Raw genomic sequence first — 25,490 nt, 5'->3', positions numbered from 1 at the left:
ATTTCTATTTAAGTTTGCATGTACCCATTACTTGACCGTGTTAACACTCCTACCGACTTAAGAAAGCTGGAGCGTAAACAACTACCACAATTTGCTGATGAGCTACGTCAATTTCTGGTTGAATCCGTGGCAAAAACTGGCGGGCACTTGTCGTCGAATCTTGGTACTGTCGAATTAACCATTGCGCTGCACTATATCTTCAATACGCCCTGTGACCGACTGGTATGGGATGTAGGTCATCAAACCTATGCTCATAAGATATTGACTGGCCGGCGTGAAGGAATGGCTAAATTGCGCATGCACGGCGGTATTGCGGGATTTCCGCGACGGGATGAGAGTGTATATGATGCCTTTGGTACAGCCCATTCGAGCACATCTATCAGTGCGGCTTTAGGGATGGCAGTGGCCGCACAACTAGGAGGTATCAAACGGCGCACGATTGCTGTGATTGGCGACGGGGCCATGAGTGCCGGTATGGCATTTGAAGCGTTGAATAATGCTGGCGTAATGGATGCTAATTTGCTGGTGATATTGAACGATAATGATATGTCCATTTCTCCTCCAGTCGGGGCGCTCAATAATTATTTAGCCAAGCTGATGTCTGGTAGATTTTATGCAACAGCTCGTCGTGCCGGTGAGAGGGTATTGGGCGTAATGCCACCCGTTCTGGAGTTGGCTAGGCGTGCCGAAGAGCATGTAAAAGGAATGATGACTCCTGGTACATTGTTCGAAGAGTTTGGCTTCAACTATATCGGGCCAATTGATGGGCATGATCTGGATGTGCTGCTTACGACGCTGAGCAATATCAAACATCTGGATGGGCCCCAGTTTCTACATGTTGTGACGCGTAAGGGTGCTGGCTATCAGCCGGCTGAAGAGGATCCGATTTTGTATCATGGTGTGGGGAAATTTGAGCCAACCCAGGGCATTGTTTCCAAATCCGGTAGTAACCCAACTTATACACAAATCTTTGGCGACTGGTTGTGTGATATGGCGGCCATAGATCCACGCTTGATTGGTGTTACACCTGCGATGCGCGAAGGATCGGGTTTGGTCAGATTTTCCCGGGAATATCCGAATCGCTATTTCGATGTAGGAATTGCTGAGCAACATGCGGTGACTTTTGCTGCTGGTGCGGCATGTGATGGGTTGAAGCCGGTGGTGGCTATTTATTCAACTTTTTTACAACGCGCTTATGACCAGTTGATTCACGACGTGGCCATTCAAAATTTACCCGTGGTTTTTGCCATTGATCGCGCGGGATTAGTGGGAGCTGATGGACCTACCCATGCAGGTAGCTTTGATCTAAGCTATTTGCGCTGCATTCCGAATATGACGGTAATGACGCCTGCCGATGAAAATGAATGCCGTCAAATGCTTTACACTGCTTACCAGATGAACACACCGACAGCGGTGCGTTATCCACGTGGGACAGGCGTTGGCGTAAAGATACAAAAAGAGATGCAGGTATTACCACTAGGTCGTGGAGAGATTCGCCGGAAAGGTAGCAAAATCGCTTTGCTTGCTTTTGGCAGCATGCTGGCCCCTTCTCTGGAGGCAGCGGAGGAATTGGATGCTACCGTTGCGAATATGCGGTTTGTCAAACCATTGGATGAAGATTTGGTGCTAGCGTTAGCGGCTACCCATGAATTGCTGGTCACGATTGAAGAAAATACCATTATGGGTGGAGCGGGTAGTGCTGTGATGGAATCACTGGCAAACAAAAGAATGGTCGTTAAGCTGCTTCAGTTAGGCTTGCCAGATCTTTTCCTTGATCAGGGAGATCCTACACAAATGTTGGTTGATTGCGGCTTAGACAAAATGGGTGTCATTAGCTCCATCCGTGCTAGGCTATCCGAATAACTGGTAGAGTATCTGCAATGACTCCACTTGAGTGAGCTGATGATTTCTATTGATGTTTTTTAATGGTTTTCATGCTTAGAACCAACTTTGTAAAGGAAGGTCTGACCAAAAAGCGCCTACTCGGTCTTGGTTAGTCCTTTTAGACTTGACGCACGTTGTCATTCTTAAAGGCTTTCAGTAGCGAAGCAGGTTGTCTCTATCTTTCCAGAAGGAATCACTATGAACAAACAAACTGATTTTTCGATTGCTGATGTACAAAGTTCGTTGGATACCCGGCGTATTGCAATCGACAGAGTGGGTATTAAAGCCATTCGTCATCCAGTCAAAGTAGCCGATAAAGATGGTGGGGTGCAGCATACCGTTGCAGTATTCAACATGTATGTGAATTTACCGCATAATTTCAAGGGTACGCACATGTCTCGATTTGTCGAGATACTGAATAGCCACGAACGTGAGATTTCCGTTGAGTCATTTGAGGGAATCTTGCGGGCTATGGTAACCAGGCTAGAATCTGATTCTGGACATATTGAAATGACCTTTCCTTACTTCGTTAACAAATCAGCTCCCATCTCTGGTGTGCAAAGTTTGTTGGATTATGAAGTCACTTTTATTGGTGAAATCAAACAGAATCACTATGCATTCACTATGAAAGTGATCGTTCCTGTAACTAGCCTTTGCCCCTGCTCCAAGAAAATTTCAGAGTATGGCGCACACAATCAACGCTCTCATGTAACCGTTTCAGTACGTACCAATAGTTTTGTCTGGATTGAAGATATGATTAAAGTAGCCGAAGAGAATGCTTCTTGTGAACTTTACGGTCTGCTCAAGCGTCCAGACGAAAAATATGTCACTGAAAGAGCCTATGACAATCCCAAATTTGTCGAAGACCTTGTACGTGATATAGCAGAAGTGCTGAATAGTGATGATCGTATTGATGCCTATGTGGTGGAATCAGAGAATTTCGAGTCCATTCATAATCATTCTGCTTATGCACTGATCGAACGGGATAAATGCAACGAGTTGCCCCATACTTAATTTTGCGTATCAACTAGCAGTATTATTCTTCTCCTTGTCGAGCAAAATCACGCAGGCGGAAACCTAATAGCCATAAGGCAGTGAAATAGGAAGCAGCGCCTAGGAGGACAACTTGGGCCAAGCGTAGTGCGCGCTCCATTGCAGTATTTTGTAACCAGGATAGATCGCTACCTGTCGCAAACCAGAGAGTGCCGCTCATGACAACTAGTGCTGTTAAAATTTTCAGTAAGAATATTGCCCAACCGGGTTGCGGCTGATAAATGCCATGATGGCGTAATTTATAGTAGAGTAATCCTGCATTAAGGCAAGCACCTAGGCCGATCGCCAACGCTAATCCAGCATGCTCCAATGGAAAGATAAAAGCAAGATTCATTAATTGAGTTGCAACGAGTGTGATGACGGCAATTTTGACAGGAGTTTTGATATTTTGTCGGGCATAAAAACCGGGAGCCAGCACTTTTACCAGAATGAGCCCAAGTAAGCCGATGCTGTAGGCGATAAGTGCTTGACGGGTCATCCAGACATCTTCCGCTGTAAAAGCGCCATGATAAAAAAGCGTGGCAATAAGCGGCGTAGCGAGCAATGCCAATGCTACGGCTGCCGGTAATGTCAGCAGAAAAGTCAATCGTAAACCCCAATCCAGCAGGTGAGAGTATCTCTCGTTATCATGGCTCGCGTAATGGCGCGATAAGGAGGGTAACAAGATGGTTCCCAGTGCGACACCAAGAAGGCCTGCCGGAAATTCCATTAACCGATCAGCATAGTAAAGCCAGGAAACGCTACCTGTCACTAGCAATGAAGCAAAAATGGTGTTGATCAGCATACTGATCTGTCCGATAGATACCCCAAAAACCGCTGGCCCCATTAGTTTGAGCACGCGCCACGCGCCGGTATCCTTTGATTTCAGATGAAAACGGGGTATTCGTTTGAGGCGTATCAAGAACGGGATTTGAAATGCAAGCTGCAGTATGCCACCGAGGAATACTGCCCAAGCAAGGGCAAGGACGGGAGGATCAAGTAGAGGTGCAAGCCAAATCGCACAGCCGATGAACGATAAATTCAATAAAACCGGCGTAAATGCTGGCACTGAAAATTTACTATAGGTATTAAGGATTCCTCCTGCCAGCGCGACAAAAGAGATAAACAAAATATAAGGAAAAGTAATGCGCAGTAGTTCGATGGTTAACACGAATTTTTCCTGATCGGCTGAGAATCCTGGGGCACTGATATAAATGATGAGTGGTGCAGCCAACACCCCGGCCAGCGTTACTATAAATAGTGCAATTCCCAATAATGTCGCCACATGATCAATCAGTTCGCGTGTTTCATTTTCCGTACGGCGGTTTTTATATTCAGCAAGAATAGGAACAAATGCTTGTGAAAAGGCGCCTTCTGCAAATAGTCGACGTAACAGATTGGGAATACGAAATGCAACAAAGAAAGCGTCGCTTGCCATCCCAGCACCAAAGATTCTGGCGATGAGTACGTCACGCAAGAATCCTAGGATGCGTGAAATTAATGTCATGCTGCTGACTGCGGCAAGTGCTCTAAGTAGATTCAATTGAGTGGACGATATAAATAAATTGACTTTATTTCATTTCCAAATCAAACATGCTGTGCGAAGTCGAGCCACAGACAGTATCAATCATACGACAAGGTAAGCGGACAAAGTTACTTTTGATTTTAGAAATGGAATTAAATAAGAAGATCAGCTTTTTTGAATATAAAATAATTTTCTGTCTGATTTAACCTTTAGCTGCTCACAATAGCTAAAAGATAAAGCATGGTTGGTATTTATTGTTAAAATATTAAAAATTCTGTTAATAATTAACTAGAGAGGTGATAGAAGGTGCTCAAAAAAATCGTCATCATTATTGCAGCTTTTTTTGTCATTAGTTATATCTATTTAATGGTTAAGTATTTTTAGTCTGATAAATGCTCTGGTTATGTCATGCAGCCAGTCTGTCAGTTTTGAGATTGGTGTGACAATGGCATATCATTTTTATTTGCGTTCATTCTAATTGAGAGTAAGTTTTAGAAATATCCAAAACTAATGAATCAATATCTCCATAATATAAAACCCTGACATACCTCATTCCATTGCTAAATCAGAAGTGGTTTTGTCGGCTTCACTTTGTCGTATGATTGATACTGTCTACGGCTGGCCTTCACGTCATGTTTGAATTGGAAATGGAATTACATCAAACAAGCTGATCTATAGAAGTTATTCTACTTTTCTAATTTTGATGAGCCATTTTTTTTGCTGCTTGTGGAGGTTCTGCTGTGTTAGCACGATGAATGCTAAACTAAATTATTCCATTTCTAAATCAAAAGTGGTTTTGTCAGCTTCACCTTGCCGTATGATGATACTGTCTGCGGCTCGCCTTCGCGTCATGTTTGATTTAAAAATGGGATTAGATGGGCGATGCTGGACATAATTTAAACAGTGGCGTCTGTGGTATTTGCGATATCTAATATCTATAGTAGCCGCTTCGCCCTTGTTAATTGGTAAGAGATGGTGGCGAATCAGGGATTTGAACCCCGGACCAACGGATTATGATTCCGCTGCTCTAACCACTGAGCTAATTCGCCATATAAGCATAAAACGTGCATTTTGCCTTTGGAGTGGGAATGCTGTCAAGATTGACTTGATGTTTCTTTTACATATTTGCTGTATTCCCAGAGATAAAGCATCTGTATAATTTCATCATGAAATTCGATATTGTTGTGATCGGTGGTGGCTTGGTGGGTGCAAGTCTAGTCGTGGCACTTAAAGGAAGCGGCTTGAAAATAGCGCTGATTGAATCGCGCTTGCCTGCTCCATTGCCAAATGATACGAGCTGGGATAGCAGAGTTTATGCTATCAGCCCAGGTAGTGCTGCTTTTCTGCAAAAGCTAGGCTTGTGGCAACAAGTAGAAGATGCACGCATTACACCGGTGTACGAGATGAAGGTGTTCGGCGATGACGGCGCAGCGAGGCTTGATTTTAGTGCTTATGCAAGTGGATTATCTGAGCTGGCGTTTATCGCTGAAAATCGGCAATTACAAACTGCTGTTTGGAAGGCACTTACCAGTATAGCTGATGAGAGTGTGACAGTTTTCTGCCCCGCCCAGTGTATTTCGCTTGTATGGCATGAGTCCCGAGTTGATATACAGCTGGCAGATGGCCGCTTGCTACAAGCTGCTTTAGTCATAGGTGCCGATGGTGTTAATTCATGGGTAAGGAAGCAAGCAAAAATTGAGGTAACACAGCATGCCTATCACCAAATAGGTATGGTAGCCAATTTTAGCGCTGAAATTTCTCATTTTAACACGGCATATCAGTGGTTCCGGCGAGATGGTGTGTTAGCATTATTACCATTGCCTGATAAACGGGTATCCATGGTGTGGTCAGCAAATGAATCTCAGGCTAGCAAGTTACGCGACTTATCCGATGAAGCATTATGCTGCCAGGTAGCGGAAGCTGCCAACCATATACTTGGAAAATTCCAGTTGGTGACTGAGCCAGTAGGTTTTCCGCTGAATTTTGTACATGTCAAAGCACTAGCAAAACCACGGCTAGTTTTAATTGGTGATGCTGCACATGGGATTCATCCGCTAGCAGGGCAAGGCGTCAATCTAGGCTTGCGTGATGCACGTGAATTAGCTGCCATTCTAATGAATCGAGGCTTGCAATCAGATTGTGGCGACTTTATGTTATTGCGCCGCTATGAGCGAGCACGTAAGGAAGATATTCTTGCGATGGAATTTGTAACCGATGGTCTACAAAAATTATTTAGCAGTCCAGACCCTATATTGATTCGTTTACGAAACCTGGGGTTTGAAATTACCAATCGTTTTCCCTTATTAAAAAACAGACTGATGCAGCATGCACTCAGTTAAACCTGGATTCATCAATTGAATGGAATGAAGTGCGCTATTTTATGGGGCAGGGTGAGATGCCACAAAGCGGAATAGTCGCTTTACTTCGAGAGGTTATAACACAGCCATGTGCTCGTAAATTAGGTAATCTACCCGAAGCAATTGCATCCAACAGGGGGTGCAAAAATTTTTTAAAGATAAGAATAATCATCATGTTAACACCTAACATCAGCGATGAGCTGAGGAGGCTAGGTCAAATGAGCATACCGAACCCTAATTTTTTGAACAGGAGCAAAATAATCATGCGTTTACATCATTTTTGTATGTTTCTGCTGTTAAGCTTTATTTTCAATTATGCCTTCGCTGATGAAGCGCAGCTCAAAAAAATGCTCCAAACACATTTCCCGGGTAGCGAGATCGAAAGTGTTCGTAAAACCCCTTATATGGGTTTGTATGAGGTTGTGGTTGGTGGAGAAATCCTCTACACAGACGAGAAGGCAGCATATTTTTTCGTGGGACATATCGTCGATACTAAAACGCGAGTAAGTTTGACCAGCGAACGCATGCAGGAGCTCAGAGATGCACGACGAATAGCACTGGATACTTTACCATTGGATCTAGCGATCAAGGCGGTTAAGGGAAATGGAAAGCGCACGCTGATCGTTTATTCTGATCCACATTGCCCTTATTGCAAAAAATTGGAAGCAGAACTTGCTAAGGTAAACGATGCTACCATTTACACACTGCTTTATCCTATCTTAAAAAACTCAATGCAAACAGCAACAGCGATTTGGTGTTCGGCTGACCGGCTAAAGGCCTGGGATGATTTTATGCTACAAGGGATTGCGCCCACAGGGAAAGACTGCGAAACGCCGTTGAATACATTGCTTCAATCAGGACAGAAAAATAAAGTAAACGGAACACCCACGCTTATCTTTGCTGATGGATCAGTTGTATCCGGCATGATTCCAGCAGAAGAGATTGAGAGAAGACTCGATGACGCGGGAAAAAAATAGAACGAATGAGCATGCATAGTTTTATTTTCGTACAAGAAATAGTAACCAGCTTATTCTTTTTTTATTTTTGAGCCTGAAGTTGTGAGGAATAGTTTTTGGGTAACAGTACCCACATTTTTCCTTTTTGCTTCATTTTTCCGGCCTGGCTTGCTGCTTCCGGGCCGAATCCCCAGAAGAAATCAGCACGTACTCCACCTTTTATCGCACTACCCGCATCCTGGGCTACCATCAACCGATTGAGCGGTTTGTTGCTGTTAGGCCAGGTGGTGGAGAGAAAAACAGGAGCGCCTTGTGGTATAGCGCGGGGATCGACAGCCAAGCTTCTACCCGCAGTGAGTGGTATACCCAATGCACCAATTGGGCCAGACAAGTTGTTAGGGAGCTCTCGAAAAAAGATATAGCGTGAATTTTGATGCAGTAATTGAGTGAGTTTGTCAGGATTTTGCTGTCCCCACTGCTTGATTCCCTGCATGGAAGCATTTTCTAAGGGAAGTTCACCACGCTGAACCAGGAGTTTTCCGATTGATTGATAGGGATGGCCATTCTGATCGGCATAACCCACTCTGAGAATTTCTCCATTTTCGAGAATGATACGGCCTGAACCTTGAATCTGGAGAAAGAATAATTCAACTTGATCGTTGACCCATACAAGCTCACGCCCTTTCAGTGATGCTGATTCATTCTCAATTTCTGCTCGAGTATAATACGGTACCACTTTGCGTCCTTCTAAACGGCCTCTCAATTGCAGATTCTTAAGTTCTGGATAAACATCAGCTAATTCGATAATAAGAAGTTCATCAGGTTGCGCATAAAGTGGGTAACGATACTGCTGTGATGGGGTGCGGCTGCCTTTAAGCAGTGGTTCATAGTAGCCGGTAATTAATCCTTCAGCACTACCATCCAAGTTCATTACCTGATGGGGGGTAAAATGGAGCTTAAGGAAATGTTTAATGGTGTTATCAGTGGGTTGCTTGATCATGCTGGCTTTTTTGCAGGTTTCCCGCCACAATAGTTGCTTATTTAAAGCATTGCAGCTTTGTAAAAAAGCAGTCCACGCTGGCAAAAGCATGTCTTGTTCCCATTCTTTTAATTGAGACCAATCAGTGGCTTTTAGCTGACTGGTGCTAGGGGATATGGGGGATACTTGGGGTACAATGGGAGCAGACGGGGATTTGCTTGTGCTTGAGGAAGCAGATGGTTTGGCAGGTATGTGTGCTGGCGGAATAGTCTCTGTTTTGCAGGCTACCAGCAGCAACAATAGCAATGCGAGAATAGATAAAGTTGATTGGCTTTGCATTTAATTTTAATTAAAGTTATATTTTTTGATAAATTCTGACTATACAACAAGCTGAGAGATATGTGGATATTAGCAGCAGAAGCAGCGCTGGCATTGGGATTATTTATTTTTATCATTTGGTGGACTCTGCCTAAGAAAAAAGACAAGAGCAAGAAGGAAGATTGACTGGCCTTGGAAAATAATCACTCATGCTTTTAGCATCTAAATTTTTTATAAACTGTAAATGCATCGATCATACCGGGTTATCTAGATCAATGAAGTGATGTTTGATGCCAAATTGCCGGGCAATATGTTCTCCAAGTGCTTGCACACCGAAACGTTCAGTTGCGTGGTGTCCTGCCGAAATAAATGCGACTCCTGATTCTCGTGCAGTATGGACATTTTGCTCGGAAATTTCACCTGTAATGAATGCATCAATATCCAACTGGATAGCTTCTTCGAAATAGTTCTGCGCGGCACCGGTGCACCAGGCGATGCGGCGGATTTGCTTAGTTGGTTCGCCAATGATCAATGGTTGACGTACCAATACCAATGATATTTTTTCACCCAGCTCATTGAGAGAAAGTGTGCGCATAACTTCGCCGTATGAGGCAATGTTTTGTTCTCCAAAGTGACCGACTGTCGCAAAATGGAGTTTTTGTCCCAATTGAGCGTTGTTACCTAATTCTGGATGAGCATCTAGGGGGAGATGATAGGCAAAAAGGCTTATTTCATGCTTCATCAATAAGGCGATGCGCCGATGCCTTATGCTGCGCAGTGTTCTGTCTTCGCCACGCCAAAAATAACCATGGTGCACGAGGACGGCGTCAGCGTGCATGGCTACAGCCGCTTGCAGAAAATCCATTGATGCTGTAACGCCACTTACTATAGTATGAATTTGATTGCGCCCTTCCACTTGCAGTCCATTTGGGCAATAATCTTGAAAACGTGAAATATCCAGTAATTGGTTCAGATAATTCTCAAGTTCATCCTGTTGCATTTTTTATTCCTGATCACTATATACCTATTGATATTGTAACTCCTGATTAATACGCTGATATGAATAAACTTTGGTTAATTTTTGCACAATCGGTCACGGTACTGCTGGCGATTTTTTTTATCGTTTCCACGCTCCGGCCTGAGTTATTGCCCTGGACGCCACGTGGCAAGTTGGCGACGGTCAAAGAAGCTATGTCCGTTGAAACGGCACCCCGGCCTGGTAGCTTTTATGCTGCCGCAGAAATTGCGATGCCGTCGGTTGTTAATATTTTTACGAGCAAGGAAGTCAGGATGCCATCACATCCGCTACTGGATGACCCGATGTTTCAGCGTTTTTTTGGCGAGCGTTTTGAGTCCAGACCAAGGCGCGCTTCCAGTCTTGGCTCAGGCGTGATTGTCAGTCCAGAAGGGTATATCCTGACGAATCATCATGTAGTGGAGGCAGCAAGTGAAATCCAGGTTGCCTTGGTGGATGGTAGAAATGCCAAAGCGCGCATCATTGGTTCTGATCGGGAAAGTGATTTAGCTGTACTAAAGATTGATCTGGATAATCTGCCCAGTATCACTTTTGGTCAATCCGAGCAAGCAAGAGTGGGTGACATTGTGCTCGCTATCGGTAATCCTTTTGGCGTTGGTCAGACCGTTACCATGGGAATTATCGGTGCATTAGGGCGATCCCAAGTAGGCATCAATACTTTTGAGAATTTTATTCAAACTGATGCAGCTATTAACCCAGGTAATTCAGGCGGTGCGCTGACTGATACGGCCGGTAATTTGATTGGAATCAATACGGCTATTTATTCTCGTACAGGTGGATCGCTCGGCATAGGCTTTGCTATTCCAGCAAATGCAGCTAAACAAATCATGGAGCAAATTATCGAAACCGGGAATGTGATACGTGGTTGGCTAGGTGTGAGTATGCAGGATATCACGCCTGAGCTGGCAGAGTCATTTAGGTTAAAAAAAGCTGGGGGCGCACTCATTGCCGGTGTGCTGAAAAATGGTCCAGCTGATGAAGCCGGGATAAAACCAGGAGATATCCTGCTTGCTATGGATGGAAAAACAGTGGCAGATTCCTCCGAAATGCTCAACCTGGTTGCAGCTTTAAGCCCGGGGAAAACAGTGACTTTAACGATATTACGTAATAGCTCGGAAAGGTCAGTTAAAGTTAAAGTGGGTAAACGTCCTACTTAATGAGCAGGATAGCATGCTTGGATCAATAGCTCATACACGTTTTTTTGCGTGTGGATTTAAATGTTTGAAGCCATATTTCCGAAGAAATAGATCAAAAGAAACAGGATAACCTGAATGAAAGTGGTGCCACCAAATCCAAATTCAAAAGCACTAGCTGCCTTATACCGTTGGTTCGATATCAATATATTTGCGCTGGGCCGTGAAATGCGGCTTTCGTATTTGCCTCCATTAATGGTGTACGTTGCTGCTGGTATTTCAAGCTTGACTGGAATCGTTGGCACATTTTATGTTAAAGAGCGGTTGGGGCTTTCTGCTGAGTTCCTGGCAGGTCTGGCATTCTGGATGGCATTGCCATGGGCGCTCAAAATGCCGATTGGCCATCTTGTCGACTTGATATGGCGTTGGAAGAGCTTGCTCGTCTATCTGGGAGCAAGTTTGATTATGGTAAGCCTGCTCATCATGATCGGATTGCTTGGGTATACCGATACCATGCGAAGTGTTGCTGCACTAGAAAGCTGGTATGTAGCAGCCGCCTTACTTGCTCCGATTGGTTATGTTCTCCAAGATGTAGTGGCCGATGCAATGACAGTCGAAGCTGTTCCACGTGTAGATGCGAATGGGAAACCATTGCCTTTAGAAAAGCGCAAACAAATGCATGTCACAATGCAAACTCTTGGCCGAGTGGCTATCATTGGCGGCAGTGTGCTTGTCTCTATTGCGAATGTTATTTTGATGCGCGATGTGGGTGCCATGCCAGAAGAAGGTAGGACCGCTGCCTATTTGTTGGTTTATAAACTTGCCTTGGTGATTCCATTTATCTCGGTTTGCGGGGTATTTTTTGCGAGCTGGTTGCGGCGGCAAAATATGAGACGTTTTTTGTCACAGGGACTGAACCGTAAAGAGGCTGAGGCATTGTTGACTATCCATACCGAAGCACCGCCGGTTAATTGGTGGATATTGGGCGGTGGTGCAGCGTTTACGATTGTATCTTTAAGTATCGGACTCGGTGGGTTTGCTGCTGCCGAGGAAATTGTTTTTTGTTTATCAATGGCCATCATTCTTTTTCTGATCTGGCGTCTTTCGAGTGAGCTTGATGCAGAAGCACGCAATCAGTTGGTGGGTACAGCTATTCTGATATTTATATTCCGTGCGCTCCCTAACCCTGGAGCAGGCATAACCTGGTGGATGATTGATCAACTAGGTTTCGATCAGCAATTTCTTGCCACCTTGTCATTGATAGGTGCGGTCTTAACGTTGGTGGGAATGTTTATATTTCGCCGTTTTATGGCAGAACGCTCTATGGCTTATATTATAGGTGCACTTACCATTGCCGGCACCTTGTTGTCTTTCCCAATCATAGGTATGTACTTTGGTTTGCACGAATGGACAGCAGCACAAACAGGAGGAATAGTAGACGCACGTTTTATCGCTATAATAGATACGGCAATAGAATCACCACTGGGCCAAATTGCAATGATTCCTATGCTGGCATGGATTGCTAATTCAGCGCCAGATAAACTTAAAGCAACTTTCTTTGCTGTCATGGCATCGTTTACTAACCTTGCTTTATCAGCTTCTCAATTGGGCAGCAAATATATTAACCAGATTTTTGTCGTTACACGCGAAGTGAGGGATCCTGTCACCAGTGATATCTCTGTACCAGCTGATTACAGTGAACTAGGTATGCTATTAATAACAGTCACTGTTATTGGCTTTATTCTACCTTTTCTGGCTATTATCCTGATGAAACAAACACGTTTCCGTAGCGCTTGAGAGCTGGCTTTACCTTGATCTATCTAAAATTTTCTCAATAAGATTGAGAAAACGCCGATATATGGATTGCTTTATAAGCAATAAAGGCTTGTCAAAAGCAAAACAACACTTTTTTATAATTTTAGGAGTGATTATGGTAAGGTTGAAACAACTGATAATTATCTTTTTTATATTGAGTAGTGATGTTTATGCAGCAGTCGATATTAATACTGCTTCACAAGCCGAGCTCGAAGCGCTGAAGGGAATTGGTCCAGCCAAGGCAAAAGCCATTGTTGAATATCGAAATGAGCATGGACTGTTTAGTTCGATTGATGATTTGGAAAAAGTAAATGGTATTGGAGCGGGCACTCTTCAGCAAATACGCAGCGATCTGACAGTGGATAAGGAGGAAAAAATAGCAGTTGAACAGAAAAAAGAATCCAATCCATAAGTTAGCGAAGTAATGCTATACCCCCAGACATATATTTCAGTTTCTGGGGGTATTTTTTTTGCTTATTCCACTTCCAAATCAAAAATGATGCGAAGCCGAGCCGCAGACAATATAAATATTACGGCAGGGTGAAGCCGACCAAGTCAGTTTTGATTTAGAAATGAAATTATTCTGATTCTTTGGACATTCATTTTTAATGACATATGCGATAATTAATCCTCTAGCAAAAATTGCATTGTCTATGTTCAAAACAATTGAGAATTTTGTTGGTAGGACCCCCTTAGTAGAGCTTAAACGGATCCCTGGAGAAACCAGTAATACCATTCTGGCTAAGCTTGAGGGAAATAACCCAGCTGGATCAGTAAAAGATCGGCCAGCGCTTTCTATGATTAAGCATGCGCAAAAACGAGGGGATATCCAACCAGGTGATACTTTAATTGAAGCTACGAGTGGCAATACTGGTATTGCCTTGTCGATGGCGGCGGCCATAATGGGTTATCGGATGATTCTTGTTATGCCGGAAAATTTGAGTATAGAACGCCGGCAAGCAATGAGTGCGTTTGGCGCTGAAATTATATTAACCCCTAAGGAAGGGGGCATGGAAAAGGCACGTGATATTGCTGAAAAAATGTGTGAAGAAGGTAAGGGGGTTATTCTTGATCAGTTTGCTAGCCCCGATAATCCGTTAGCTCATTATGAGGGTACCGCTCCAGAAATCTGGCGTGATACGGATGGAAAAATAACTCATTTTGTAAGTAGCATGGGTACCACAGGCACAATCATGGGATGCGCTCGATATTTTTCAGAAAAGAAATCAGCTATTGAAATTATTGGAGTCCAACCGGAAGAAGGATCGCAGATTCCAGGTATTCGTAAGTGGCCAGCAAATTATTTGCCGAAAATATACGACCCTAAACGGGTGAGTCGCATTATACTGGTTTCTCAGCATGAAGCTGAGACTATGACTCGGCGTTTGGCACGCGAAGAGGGCATCTTTGCGGGGGTTTCATCAGGTGGGGCACTAGCTGCAGCGCTTAAAGTTTCTGCAGAGCTAGATAATGCAGTGATTGTTTTTATTGTATGCGACCGCGGCGATCGCTATTTATCTACCAGCGTTTTTAATTAAAAAACCAGATTTGACCGATGCACTATTAAACAAGAAGAATGGCTATTTTTGGCTACCCTTTTTAGTTTATGGAGATACAGTAACTAATTCATCTCTTTTACCTGAGAGAGCTAATAGTAACTGAAGCAAACTGATAAACAATTTATAAATATTAATGGACACCTCTTTCAAGAAACAAATGTAACACAATGGTTTTACAGCAAATATTAAGTAGCCTCAGGAACAGGGGTAAGATTAAACCCCAGCTTCCGAGCGCGAACAGTCAGATGATGCAACACGCGTTGACGATATCGCTCCTCATAGTACTCCTGCCCTTTATCGACGTACTCGGTTCCTTTCGTTAGCATCGTGTAGATCAAGCGCGCCAGTTTGTGTGCTGTCGCTGTGATTGCCTTTGCCTTGTCGAGTCTGCCACATAATCTTCTGTAATAGGCACCCAGTGCAGACTGGCTGGATTTCAATGAAACTGCCGCCATGCGCAGTGCCTGAGCCGCACGGTTCGCTGTGCGCTTGCTTGCCCCCGATAGCACTTTTCCGCCCGATATCTTTGTTCCAGGACACAACCCAAGCCACGAGGCAAACTGCTTCGCACTCTTGAACCTGCTCATGTCAGCGCCCACTTCACTCAGGACTTTCATCGCAATCGTCACTTCGATGCCGTCAATTCGCGTCAAATCAACCCCACACATGCCAATCAGATGGGCACGCAAATCAAATTTGGGAGCGTTCTTGACATTGGAGCGGCGCTTCTTCTGGCAGATCTCTACCTTGTGCACCTGAAGTGCCGCCAGCATGGTTTCAAGCTGCCGGTCACATTCGGTGAGTCGTTCGCTGTAGGCGTCATAGAGTGACATCGCTTGCTTGAGTGCAAACAGGTGTTCTTCCCGCCAATTCCCGACTAACGATTTCTCAATCTCGTCTTTGCCAGCCCGGATGCGATTGCTCTTGAGATTCGCCAGGATGTGCCCATCTCTCACCAGTAATGATGGCACGAACGATCTTTTGACCGGTTTCGCCCACAATATCCGAAATCACGTTCGCCAATTGTATGTTCATTTGCGCCAGAGCCTTTTGCATATGTTGCACATGTCGCGCCTGATAACGGATCAGCATATCGCGTTGACGAGATATGGCTCGTAGTGCACATATCTCATCTTTCGGACGGAATGCGCCAGACAACAACCCAAAGCTCATCAGTTGCTGTAACCATTGGCAGTCCAGTACATCCGACTTCCAGCCAGAAACATTTCTAACGTGCCGCGCATTTACTAGATACACAGTCAGCCCGCGCGACTCCAAAAGTTCATACAGTGGAATCCAGTATACCCCCGTCGATTCCATTGCCACAGTGTCAATTTCACAGGCCTCTAACCAGTCCGCTAAACCATTCAGGTCTGCGGTGAAACTCTTGAATTCCCTTACCGGCTTGTTATCTCGATCCGGCGGTACCGCCACAAAATGGCTCGCAGAGCCAATATCAATCCCCGCTGCATTCGGATGGATTAACTCCAATTTACTTTGCTTGAACTTTGCTATGACATCCTCCATTATCTCTATTGGAATGTCGCGCTGGTTCAGGTACGTCGTTGTACTCACTCTTTCAAACGGGATGCCCGTTGCCACGGACTCACCAATGTCGCCGACGTGACCCATGACCACGCTAAAAAACGGGCGGATTAGCACCAGTGATGGGTCGGTCTTCTCCAGCGCGACATTCCAACTTTACTCCTCAAGCTCTGACGCCGCTTGTTTCTTCTGCGCGCCTTGCCGCCTCTAGCGGATTACTACGCTAAAAATTCAGAGTTTTAAACAAAACGAAGCGAGAACAACAAATATTGGCGCTGTATATGATTGATATGTAAGAAAACATTTTCTGCGAAAAACAATGTATTGTGACTAAATAGGAATTTTTATAGGTCTCCTAATATAAATACCGAGAGTTGTGATTACATAATTAATCTCGTCACCTTTATGGTACGGCTGACATCAAACAAGATAAATCCTGAGAAAAGCATTATTGCAGTAGCAGAGATTGCAAGCAATACAGCGGATATCGCAAAGAATAAATGAGGCAGTGGAGCAAGAATCATCATGAAATTATGCAAAAAGCTATAGTCTCTACGGGTTACAGTAGAGATTCCTGCCTAAGTAAAAAAGATAATACCCACTCCGACTGTTGCTGTACCAATCAATTGCGTGCCATTGCTAAAATTTAATGCATATTAATTACTCGAAAAGATTGATAATGCCATCCAGTCCCACAAAATTAATGGAATAAGTTGCTTTCTCTCGTAAAACGGGTTTTGCGTGGTAAGCAATACCAATGCCTGCAGATTCCAGCATTTTTATATCATTGGCGCCATCGCCCACCGCAATAACTTGTTCCTTGTTTAGACCTAGCTCATCTCGGATACGCTTTAACACTTCAGCTTTTCCCTCGGCGCCAATAATATTACCAAGCACTTGGCCAGTTAATTTTTTATCCTTGATTTCCAATGTATTTGCAAAGGCATAATCTAACCCAAGCTCTGTTTTGACTCTATCAGTGAAGAAGGTGAAACCACCTGAGATTACCATGGTCTTGATACCTACTGCTTGCATGCGCTGTAATAGTTTATTTGCGCCAGGGTTTGATTTGACTTTTTCATCATAAACTTTTTGTAGCGCTTCTTGCGGTAATCCTTCTAAAAGTGCTGTACGCCGAATCAGGCTTTCAGCGAAGTCAATTTCGCCTCGCATGGTGCTCTGCGTAATTTCTGCAACTTGGGGCTGGACATTGTTCATACCAGCCATTTCGTCAATTGATTCAATGGCGATGAGGGTGGAGTCCATATCCATTGCAATTAGCCCAAAGTTAGTTAACTTTGTTCCGCTCGGAACAAAAGCAAAATCGAGTTTTACTTCAGAGCAGTATTCAGGAATATCGGGATGAGGATCGGCATTGGCCAAGCGGAACGCTTGCCCGGTAATACGTTCAATATGGCTAGCTTGTGCGAGTTTTGCAACTGCTCGCAGGTCGCTGTTTTCAATTTCTAGTCCTTGAATGATGAGGTTCATGGTGTATCCGAATTATTATTAATTATTGATAGTGATGTTAATAAAGCAAGCGTAAAGCAGGGTACTCCAGCTGGTGTAGTTCCATTTTAAATCAAAACTGACTTTGTCGGCTTTACTTTGCCGTGTGATTGATACCGCCTGCGGCTCGCCTTCGTGTCATTTTTGATTTAAAAATGGAAAAATGAAATACCTTGCTTTGCACTTGCTTTTAATTAGGAATTAATTTTAAGGTGGAAAGTTTATTCCAGTTATCCCCTGTTGCTTATTTTGACTTTATACATTAAGTACAGCGATAATCCATGCAAATTTATTTATGAAATTTTTCCATCTTAAAATAATTAACAAGGAGTAGAAAGTGGATTTTACAATCAAACTCTGCGCCCCAGAAAAACAGCGCGGAGCCTGTATCGTGGTGGGTGTATTTGAATCACGCAAATTGACCGAGCCTGCCAAGAGCTTGGATGATGCTTCTAAAGGCGTCATCAGCAACATCTTGCGTCAAGGTGATATGGAGGGTAAAGCTAATACAACTTTACTGTTACATAACGTTCCTGGCATTACAAGTAAGCGCGTGCTGTTGGTGGGATTAGGTAAAGAGAAAGAGTTCAATGATAAGGTGTATCAACAAGCAGTTTTAGCCGCATTCAAAGCGTTATCTCAAACATCTGCTCCAGATGTTACCCTCTTCTTGTCGGATATTCCAATAAAAGAGCGGGATACTGCATGGAAAATTACCCAGACCGTGATTCTGGGGGCGGAAAGTACTTATCGTTTTGATCGCCTCAAAAGTAAACCAGAGAAAGAGCAGTCTGCTCTTGGGAAAATTACGATAAACGTGAACGATCAAGCATCGCTTCAAGCTGGAGAAAAAGCATTAAAGCAGGGCCTTGCAATTGCGCGGGGTATAAAAGTAGCTAAGGATCTAGGCAATCTTGCGCCCAATATCTGTACCCCGACATATCTTGCTGAGCAAGCTACCGATATGGCTAAAGCCTATGATCTTAAGGTTTCTGTGTTAGGACAGAAAGAGATGGAAAAAGCGGGTATGGGTGCATTGCTTGCTGTTTCACGTGGAAGTCATCAGCCTGCCAGATTAATCGTGCTGGAGTACCGCGGCTTGGCAAAAATGGAAAAACCTATTGTGCTAGTCGGTAAAGGCGTTACTTTTGATACTGGGGGTATTTCATTAAAGCCTGCAGCTGAAATGGATGAGATGAAATTCGATATGAGTGGCGCAGGCAGTGTATTGGGCACATTAACAGCGGTAGCAGAAATGAAGCTTCCTCTCAATATCGTCGGAATTATTCCAGCGACTGAGAATATGCCTGGTGGTAATGCGAGCAAACCAGGGGATGTGGTGACAAGCATGTCTGGCCAAACAATTGAAATTCTGAATACTGATGCTGAGGGGCGGCTGATTTTATGTGATGCGCTGACCTATGCTGAACGGTATAAACCTGATGCCGTAATAGATATCGCGACCCTGACTGGGGCATGTGTCATTGCACTGGGACATATAGCATCTGGTTTAATGAGTAATAATGATCAATTGGCCCAGGAATTGTTACAAGCTTCCCAATTGGCGTTGGATCGTGCTTGGCAGTTGCCGCTGTGGGATGATTATCAGGAGCTGTTGAAAAGCAACTTTGCAGATATGGCAAATATTGGTGGACGCTCAGCAGGAACAATTTCGGCCGCCTGCTTTTTGTCACGCTTTACAGCAAAATATCCTTGGGCACATCTGGATATTGCCGGTACGGCCTGGAGAAGTGGTAAGGAAAAAGGGTCTACTGGTCGTCCGGTCCCACTTTTGACACAATTTTTAATTTCGCGTGCGAATAGATAAAATAAGCATTTAAATAAACAATGCCACAAATTGATTTTTATTCGGGTGCATCCGACAAATTATTGGTTGCATGCAGGCTAAGTGAAAAAGTAATTCAACAGGCGACTAAAATAATGGTTTATATCCCAGATTCGTCGCTTCTGAATCAACTCGATAAATTGCTCTGGACCTTTTCTCCCATCAGCTTTATTCCGCATTGTCACGGGGATGACAAAATGGCCAATGTGACGCCGGTAATATTAATTAGTAATAGCGAAGAAATTCAGCAGATTGGGTCTTATGAAATATTGCTTAACCTGCATGATGAAGTACCTCCAGTTTATGATCAGTTTCAAAGAGTCATCGAAATCGTTGAAAATGTGCCCGAGGACAAGATGGTTGCTCGCAAACGTTATCGCTTTTATCAGGAGCAGGGGCTCAGTGTACATCACTATAAACTTGATCAGATTCAGCATTGATCGATACCAGAAGGATGAAGTCAATCGGATAAAAAATGGCATGGAAAAACCAAGAGATTCTAAGGTTGATTGAAAAAAAGCTTACTTTGGCTCTCGAATGTGAATTAAGCGCTGAAATAGAAGCCAGTTCATCAATAATTTTAAACTATTGACGAAGGTACCCACCAACCTTAATAAATCATAATAACGGAGGCACCGGCAAGACCGATTAATAACGATTTGTCTCTATGATCACAAGCATTATCAGGGAAATTCTTTGCTTTATAGCCAAAGAATGAGTAATTACGCGGATTGAAGCTTTAGCGATGAAGAAATCACTGTTCTCTACCTGTTCGGTTTGGTGGACAAGCATAGAGCGATCAAGAGTATTTATGAGTATGCGGATCATCATTTACGCGCTTAGGATTTAGCTAAAAATAACTTCCCGAAATCAGATTGTTTGTGGGACTGCCCGGTAGTTCCAGCGAGGAAGATAGTCATCAAAGATGATCCTCATATTTTCAAGAAAATTCTCTGCACACTTTTTTCCTGTAACGTAAACCCCGGTCAATATATCCACGGTTACTTTTAAACCCTTGCAGGTTTTAGTCTTCTCCATAAATTGTTTGGCAATGGCGACCGAATGAAACACCACACCCTGGCAGGCACGCGTAATGTGCGAAAACAACCGGTGTTCAATAGGGTTGTACTTTGAGCAGTAAGGCGGATAGTGGGCAACACGAATTTCCAGTCCCAGCCGTTTGGCAAGCACCTGCAAAGCTTCCTTGAACACATGTCGATTGGCGGCGTTACTGCCGCCACCATCACAGAGAAGCAACAACCGCCGGGCCTTGGGATAGTGCTGGCAACCCTGCTGTTTCCACCAATGCGCAATACTGTCGCAACAAAATTCACTGGTATCGTGGCTGGTATTTAGGTTCATATGCCCTTCGTTTCGCGCCAGATCATAGATGCCATGCGGAATCAATTTGCCTTCACCGGCACTGGGAAAATCATGATCCAAAGCATCTACAGGCGTCTGTGTATAGGTGTAACCTTCTCGACTGAAATTGCCAATCAATTCCTTCTTTTTGGAATCAATACTGATCACAGGCTCTTCCTTGGCCATATACGCTGCCTTAAGTCTGGCAATGTTTTGAAACTGGGCATCCCGATCAGGATGGGCTCCCAGCGTTTTTTTCTTACGCGTTTTACGCTGTCCTAAACCATGTTTCTTTAATAATTTACGTACCGTGTACCGACTTGCTGATGTGCCCATTTCAGCCAGGCGGCGACTAATTTCGCAACGTGATAGATTGGTCCATAAGACACCTTCGCGCATCGGATCGCCGGCGGTAAATTCCGCAAGTAGCCTGAGGAAATTTTCTTCCAGGGTAGGCTTGTGAACCATTGCATTTTTACGTCCCGCACCTTTTTTTTCTGATCCGGCTCGGCGCAGGATCCTCACTCACTTCCAGTTCTACCAGACCACGTCGCACCGTCTTGGGATCCATATCAAATAACCCAGACACATACTCAATACCGCCGTGCCCTAGCTTGGCCGCTTCAATCCCCGCATACCGCCGCCGATCCTTTTCTGATAGCAGCAGAAACAACCGCTGCATCTTCAGTTCAATGCTTTTATCGTAAACAGCCACAATTTGTCATTCACCAATTATAAATTGGCTTTATTATCCATAATCCTGCATGAACATTCTAATCCAATTTCTGGAAGTTATTTTTGACGACATACTTAGTCTGCACGACTTGCGAGTGATGTTGCTTACTTATGTTCAGCGCCTTAATCGGTTAGCCGATGTATTTGATCAGACTCAACCACAATTGCACAGTAATAACTGTATGATGATAAAGCTTATCAGCGGCCTGAAACTGAAGAGGTCAGACAAGCTTGGAATATGATCGTCTTGACATCGGTTAAAAACAAAAAGAGAACTACACTATCCGGTATCACAGGATCAATGGCTCCCTGCAGCGGTTCACTAGCAGGCTCTTGAGAAACTATCTACATTGCGACTGCGATATTAAAAACAGGTTTAAAATGAAAAACAAATTCAAAATACTGATTTATCAGCTATAAACACCGTTTTTTGACTGTGTTTACTCATCATTATCATCGAGTATCTCTACCTCCAGTACATTTTTCAACAGCTTGCTACCACCCAATATAGTTTTTTTTCTTATTCTATTTTAAATGAGAACTAACTTTGTCGGCCTTTGTCGGCTTCACCTTGCCGTATGCTTGATATTGTCTGCGGTTCGCCTGCGCGTCATTTTTGATTGAGAAATGGAATAACTAAATGTGTTATATACATTTGCTGCGAAATGCTCAAATTCTTCCTCAGGCATGATTATGGTACTTTCAAAAAATCATTTAGATCAGTTAATAATTAATGACCTTGCTACCTGCGATGTTACCTTCCGATATAATGGCGAATTTTCTGGTTTGCTAATTTAACAATTTAATTTTCATGGAACTTGCAAAAAGTTTTGATCCGAAAGTCATAGAAGCTTACTGGTATTCTGTATGGGAGTCATCAGGTTATTTCAAGCCATCAAATAAGGAGGAGGCTGCTGCTTACTGCATCATGTTGCCACCTCCCAATGTAACGGGCACCCTGCATATGGGGCACGCGTTTCAGCACACTCTGATGGATGCATTGATTCGATATCATCGTATGCTGGGTGATAATACGCTATGGCAGCCTGGGACAGATCATGCCGGCATTGCGACACAAATAGTCGTCGAGCGTCAATTAGACCAAGAAAATATTAATCGGCGAGAACTCGGGCGTGAAGCGTTCCTCGAGCGTGTTTGGCAATGGAAAGAGGAATCAGGTTCAACTATTACGCGGCAGATGCGGCGGATGGGTACTTCTTGCGATTGGTCGCGGGAGCGTTTTACCATGGACGAGATGCTTTCCCAAGCAGTGACTGAGGTATTTGTGCGGTTATATCGAGAAGGATTGATTTATCGTGGCAAGCGTCTGGTTAACTGGGATCCTGTGCTGCAAACAGCCGTGTCTGATTTGGAAGTCATTTCGACCGAAGAAACAGGTTCACTTTGGCATATTCTTTATCCATTCGAAGAGGATAGCAGTACTGGATTGCAGGAAAGTGGCTTAATTGTTGCGACCACACGGCCAGAAACGATGCTAGGAGACATGGCGGTGGCTGTTCATCCAGAGGATGAACGCTACTGTCATCTGGTTGGGCGGCATCTCCGGCTACCTTTGTCTGAGCGCACGATCCCTATTATTGCGGATGAATATGTCGATCCGACTTTTGGTACGGGTTGTGTGAAAATTACGCCCGCGCATGATTTTAATGATTATCAAGTCGGTTTACGTCATAAGCTGGTTCCACTTAATATTTTTACTTTCAACGGAAAAATCAATGATGTTGCGCCAGTCGAATATCAAGAGTTGGACCGTTTTGAGGCACGAAAAAAGATTATTAGCGATCTGGAAGCACAGGAATTGTTGGTCGAAACGCGACCACACAAGCTGATGGTGCCACGAGGAGATCGTACGCAAACTATTATTGAGCCGATGTTAACTGATCAGTGGTATGTGGCGATGGAAGGGATGGCTAAACGTGGTTTGGAAGTAGTAGCCAATGGTGAGGTCAGATTTACACCGGAGAATTGGACGCATGTTTATAACCAATGGTTGGAAAATATACAGGATTGGTGTATTTCGCGCCAATTGTGGTGGGGCCACCGGATTCCTGCCTGGTATGATGAGGATGGCAATGTAACGGTTGCGCATAATCTTGAGGAAGCGCAGCGGTTATCAGGTAAGGAAAATCTCAGGCAAGATGAAGATGTGCTTGATACCTGGTTTTCTTCCGCATTATGGCCATTTTCAACACTTGGGTGGCCACAGGACATAGCCGAGCTCAAGACCTTTTTACCCACCTCAGTGCTGGTAACTGGGTTTGACATCATTTTCTTCTGGGTTGCGCGCATGATCATGATGTCACTGCATTTCACTGGGAAGGTGCCATTTCATGAGGTTTACGTGACTGGATTAATCCGCGATTCGGAAGGCCAGAAAATGAGTAAATCCAAGGGAAACGTATTGGATCCACTTGATCTGATCGATGGTATTTTGCTGCCCGAGCTGATCAAAAAGCGCACTACAGGCTTAATGAATCCTAAACAGGCTGAATCAATCGAGAGAAATACATGTAAGCAATTCCCACAGGGAATACCTGCATTTGGTGCTGATGCCCTGCGTTTCACTTTTGCCAGTTTGGCTTCACATGGACGAGATATTAAATTTGATCTGCAGCGATGCGAAGGCTATCGGAATTTTTGTAATAAACTATGGAATGCTACTCGCTTTGTCCTCATGAATTGTGAAGAGAAAGATGTCGGTTTGGATGAAACGCTGCCTTTGGCATTTTCTCACGCCGATAAATGGATCATCGGTCGATTGCAACTAGCCGAGCAGGGCGTGAGGCAAGGATTTAATGATTATCGCTTTGATATTGCCGCGCGCGAGCTCTATGAGTTTATCTGGGATGAATATTGCGACTGGTATGTAGAGCTTGCTAAGGTTCAGTTAAGCTCAGGGGGAGATATTGAACAGCGTACTACACGTCGTGTGCTAGTGCGCGTGCTTGAAGCTGCGCTCCGTCTGGCACATCCTGTGATTCCCTTTATTACGGAAGAATTGTGGCAAAAAATTGCACCTCTGGCTGGTAAAAAAGGTAAGAGCATCATGTGTCAATCTTATCCACTAGCCGACTTCACGCATATTGACCAAGAAGCTGGTAGTCGCATTGCGTTACTCAAAGAGATTGTAAATGCATGCCGAGCATTACGTGGAGAAATGAAATTATCACCAGCAGAGAGAATGCCCTTGCTAATTGAAGGCAGTCAATCCAGCTTGGCCGGTTTTTCTAATTATTTAGTAGCACTGGCTAAGTTATCTGATATGGAAATTATGCCAAGTGGTTTGCCTGATGCAAATGCGCCTGTTGCTGTTGTCGGCGAATTCCGATTGATGCTTAAAATTAAAATAGATGCATCAGCTGAGCGTGCGCGACTTCAAAAGGAAATTCTTCGTCTGGAAGGCGAGATCAATAAGGCGGCAACAAAGCTGCATAATCCGGCTTTTGTGCAACGTGCACCAGAAAAAGTGGTTACACAGGAGAAAGAGCGTTTGGCGAGCTTTAAGGCAATGTTGACTAAATTGACAGAGCAATTGCAAAAATTAAGTTAATTTTTAAGTATGTATTTTTTTAGAAAACATTGCCTGGTGTCTTAGTGTTATTGACAGTGATGCTATAGTAGGCCGAGGCAAACACTTCGTTGTTCGCTGATAGCCCTAATCTCAATATTTGCTTGCTGATACTTGAGTTACTTTCGATATCATAGGGGTGATGTAATAGACCATAAGATATTTTTGTCGCCCGCCAAGTTTTTCATTGGTGCCAAATGGGAATAAGGATAGACAGAAATACAAAGACTGTGTGATCGACGTAAATAGGGGTGTACTGGCGCTTGTAGTTCGATACATAGTTCAGCGTCTTTGGAAGGAACAAGATTCG

At 44.0% G+C, this 25,490-nt stretch carries 17 protein-coding genes, 1 tRNA gene and 1 pseudogene; 11 read left to right on the top strand and 8 right to left on the bottom strand.

The window, feature by feature from the left end; all coding sequences use genetic code 11:
- Positions 1 to 18 precede the first annotated feature (18 nt).
- Positions 19 to 1,863 carry a 1-deoxy-D-xylulose-5-phosphate synthase gene (dxs, locus tag AAW31_RS17785; RefSeq protein WP_046851265.1) on the top strand — a complete coding sequence of 615 codons (1,845 nt, stop codon included), beginning with the start codon at positions 19 to 21 and terminating at the stop codon, positions 1,861 to 1,863.
- A 219-nt stretch (positions 1,864 to 2,082) separates the two neighbouring features.
- Positions 2,083 to 2,898 (top strand): GTP cyclohydrolase FolE2, encoded by an 816-nt coding sequence (gene folE2, locus AAW31_RS17780; protein WP_046851264.1) that lies wholly within the window; start codon positions 2,083 to 2,085, stop codon positions 2,896 to 2,898.
- Positions 2,899 to 2,920: 22 nt separating this feature from the next.
- Here folE2 and murJ read toward each other — a convergent pair whose 3' ends face one another.
- Both murJ and AAW31_RS17770 read right to left on the bottom strand, forming a co-directional pair.
- Entirely contained in the window at positions 2,921 to 4,459 is a 1,539-nt protein-coding gene (gene murJ, locus AAW31_RS17775; RefSeq protein WP_046851263.1) for a murein biosynthesis integral membrane protein MurJ, read from the bottom strand.
- 955 nt (positions 4,460 to 5,414) lie between these two features.
- Positions 5,415 to 5,490, bottom strand: a tRNA-Met gene (locus tag AAW31_RS17770).
- Positions 5,491 to 5,607: 117 nt separating this feature from the next.
- On the opposite strand from AAW31_RS17770, the gene AAW31_RS17765 reads away from it, so the two are divergent.
- Entirely contained in the window at positions 5,608 to 6,780 is a 1,173-nt protein-coding gene (locus tag AAW31_RS17765; protein WP_046851262.1) for a UbiH/UbiF family hydroxylase, read from the top strand.
- A gap of 281 nt (positions 6,781 to 7,061) precedes the next feature.
- Complete coding sequence (locus tag AAW31_RS17760; protein ID WP_046851261.1) at positions 7,062 to 7,775, top strand: DsbC family protein; 714 nt, start codon at positions 7,062 to 7,064, stop codon at positions 7,773 to 7,775.
- Positions 7,776 to 7,836: 61 nt separating this feature from the next.
- On the opposite strand, the gene mltA is transcribed toward AAW31_RS17760, so the two are convergent.
- The gene (gene mltA / locus AAW31_RS17755; protein ID WP_046851260.1) at positions 7,837 to 9,072 is read right to left on the bottom strand and encodes a murein transglycosylase A; all 1,236 of its coding nucleotides are present in this window, start codon (positions 9,070 to 9,072) and stop codon (positions 7,837 to 7,839) included.
- 232 nt (positions 9,073 to 9,304) lie between these two features.
- Positions 9,305 to 10,051, bottom strand: coding sequence for a Nif3-like dinuclear metal center hexameric protein (locus tag AAW31_RS17750; RefSeq protein WP_046851259.1), 747 nt, complete (start codon positions 10,049 to 10,051; stop codon positions 9,305 to 9,307).
- 59 nt (positions 10,052 to 10,110) lie between these two features.
- Between AAW31_RS17750 and AAW31_RS17745 the strand changes: the two genes are divergently transcribed.
- The 4 genes from AAW31_RS17745 to cysM all read left to right on the top strand — a co-directional run bounded on the left by AAW31_RS17745 (position 10,111) and on the right by cysM (position 14,573).
- Positions 10,111 to 11,244: a Do family serine endopeptidase gene (locus AAW31_RS17745; RefSeq protein WP_046851258.1), complete on the top strand. Its 1,134-nt coding sequence runs from the start codon at positions 10,111 to 10,113 to the stop codon at positions 11,242 to 11,244.
- A 114-nt stretch (positions 11,245 to 11,358) separates the two neighbouring features.
- The gene (locus AAW31_RS17740; protein WP_046851257.1) at positions 11,359 to 13,017 is read left to right on the top strand and encodes an MFS transporter; all 1,659 of its coding nucleotides are present in this window, start codon (positions 11,359 to 11,361) and stop codon (positions 13,015 to 13,017) included.
- Between the two features lie 88 nt (positions 13,018 to 13,105).
- A complete protein-coding gene (locus tag AAW31_RS17735; RefSeq protein WP_309567368.1) occupies positions 13,106 to 13,447 on the top strand; it encodes a ComEA family DNA-binding protein in 342 nt (113 codons plus the stop codon).
- A 241-nt stretch (positions 13,448 to 13,688) separates the two neighbouring features.
- Positions 13,689 to 14,573: a cysteine synthase CysM gene (gene cysM, locus AAW31_RS17730; RefSeq protein WP_046851937.1), complete on the top strand. Its 885-nt coding sequence runs from the start codon at positions 13,689 to 13,691 to the stop codon at positions 14,571 to 14,573.
- Between the two features lie 206 nt (positions 14,574 to 14,779).
- Here cysM and AAW31_RS17725 read toward each other — a convergent pair.
- Positions 14,780 to 16,121, bottom strand: a pseudogene (locus tag AAW31_RS17725) (IS110 family RNA-guided transposase).
- A 678-nt stretch (positions 16,122 to 16,799) separates the two neighbouring features.
- Entirely contained in the window at positions 16,800 to 17,630 is an 831-nt protein-coding gene (serB, locus tag AAW31_RS17720) for a phosphoserine phosphatase SerB (protein WP_046851256.1), read from the bottom strand.
- Between the two features lie 355 nt (positions 17,631 to 17,985).
- Here serB and AAW31_RS17715 point away from each other — a divergent pair, with 355 nt between their 5' ends.
- Both AAW31_RS17715 and AAW31_RS17710 read left to right on the top strand, forming a co-directional pair.
- Positions 17,986 to 19,476: a leucyl aminopeptidase gene (locus AAW31_RS17715; protein ID WP_046851255.1), complete on the top strand. Its 1,491-nt coding sequence runs from the start codon at positions 17,986 to 17,988 to the stop codon at positions 19,474 to 19,476.
- Between the two features lie 20 nt (positions 19,477 to 19,496).
- Complete coding sequence (locus AAW31_RS17710) at positions 19,497 to 19,934, top strand: DNA polymerase III subunit chi (RefSeq protein WP_046851254.1); 438 nt, start codon at positions 19,497 to 19,499, stop codon at positions 19,932 to 19,934.
- Positions 19,935 to 20,364: 430 nt separating this feature from the next.
- Here AAW31_RS17710 and AAW31_RS17705 read toward each other — a convergent pair whose 3' ends face one another.
- The gene (locus tag AAW31_RS17705; RefSeq protein WP_052751990.1) at positions 20,365 to 21,324 is read right to left on the bottom strand and encodes an ISAzo13 family transposase; all 960 of its coding nucleotides are present in this window, start codon (positions 21,322 to 21,324) and stop codon (positions 20,365 to 20,367) included.
- Positions 21,325 to 21,331: 7 nt separating this feature from the next.
- The gene (locus AAW31_RS22375) at positions 21,332 to 21,538 is read right to left on the bottom strand and encodes a hypothetical protein (RefSeq protein ID WP_046851391.1); all 207 of its coding nucleotides are present in this window, start codon (positions 21,536 to 21,538) and stop codon (positions 21,332 to 21,334) included.
- 864 nt (positions 21,539 to 22,402) lie between these two features.
- Here AAW31_RS22375 and AAW31_RS17690 point away from each other — a divergent pair.
- Positions 22,403 to 25,162, top strand: coding sequence for a valine--tRNA ligase (locus tag AAW31_RS17690; protein ID WP_046851252.1), 2,760 nt, complete (start codon positions 22,403 to 22,405; stop codon positions 25,160 to 25,162).
- Positions 25,163 to 25,490: the final 328 nt, after the last annotated feature.

This window comes from Nitrosomonas communis (genome assembly GCF_001007935.1).
Lineage (GTDB): Bacteria > Pseudomonadota > Gammaproteobacteria > Burkholderiales > Nitrosomonadaceae > Nitrosomonas > Nitrosomonas communis.
The sequence above is the reverse complement of the archived record's forward strand: the minus strand, read 5'-3'. Positions and strand labels throughout refer to the sequence as shown.

Excerpts from the sequence above, each read along its gene's own strand:
- dxs (WP_046851265.1), top strand. The coding sequence starts at position 19 with ATGTACCCATTACTTGACCGTGTTAACACTCCTACCGACTTAAGAAAG.
- folE2 (WP_046851264.1), top strand. The coding sequence starts at position 2,083 with ATGAACAAACAAACTGATTTTTCGATTGCTGATGTACAAAGTTCGTTG.
- AAW31_RS17765 (WP_046851262.1), top strand. The coding sequence starts at position 5,608 with ATGAAATTCGATATTGTTGTGATCGGTGGTGGCTTGGTGGGTGCAAGT.
- AAW31_RS17760 (WP_046851261.1), top strand. The coding sequence starts at position 7,062 with ATGCGTTTACATCATTTTTGTATGTTTCTGCTGTTAAGCTTTATTTTC.
- mltA (WP_046851260.1), bottom strand. The coding sequence starts at position 9,072 with ATGCAAAGCCAATCAACTTTATCTATTCTCGCATTGCTATTGTTGCTG.
- AAW31_RS17750 (WP_046851259.1), bottom strand. The coding sequence starts at position 10,051 with ATGCAACAGGATGAACTTGAGAATTATCTGAACCAATTACTGGATATT.
- AAW31_RS17745 (WP_046851258.1), top strand. The coding sequence starts at position 10,111 with ATGAATAAACTTTGGTTAATTTTTGCACAATCGGTCACGGTACTGCTG.
- AAW31_RS17740 (WP_046851257.1), top strand. The coding sequence starts at position 11,359 with ATGAAAGTGGTGCCACCAAATCCAAATTCAAAAGCACTAGCTGCCTTA.
- cysM (WP_046851937.1), top strand. The coding sequence starts at position 13,689 with ATGTTCAAAACAATTGAGAATTTTGTTGGTAGGACCCCCTTAGTAGAG.
- serB (WP_046851256.1), bottom strand. The coding sequence starts at position 17,630 with ATGAACCTCATCATTCAAGGACTAGAAATTGAAAACAGCGACCTGCGA.
- AAW31_RS17710 (WP_046851254.1), top strand. The coding sequence starts at position 19,497 with ATGCCACAAATTGATTTTTATTCGGGTGCATCCGACAAATTATTGGTT.
- AAW31_RS17705 (WP_052751990.1), bottom strand. The coding sequence starts at position 21,324 with ATGGTTCACAAGCCTACCCTGGAAGAAAATTTCCTCAGGCTACTTGCG.
- AAW31_RS22375 (WP_046851391.1), bottom strand. The coding sequence starts at position 21,538 with ATGCAGCGGTTGTTTCTGCTGCTATCAGAAAAGGATCGGCGGCGGTAT.
- AAW31_RS17690 (WP_046851252.1), top strand. The coding sequence starts at position 22,403 with ATGGAACTTGCAAAAAGTTTTGATCCGAAAGTCATAGAAGCTTACTGG.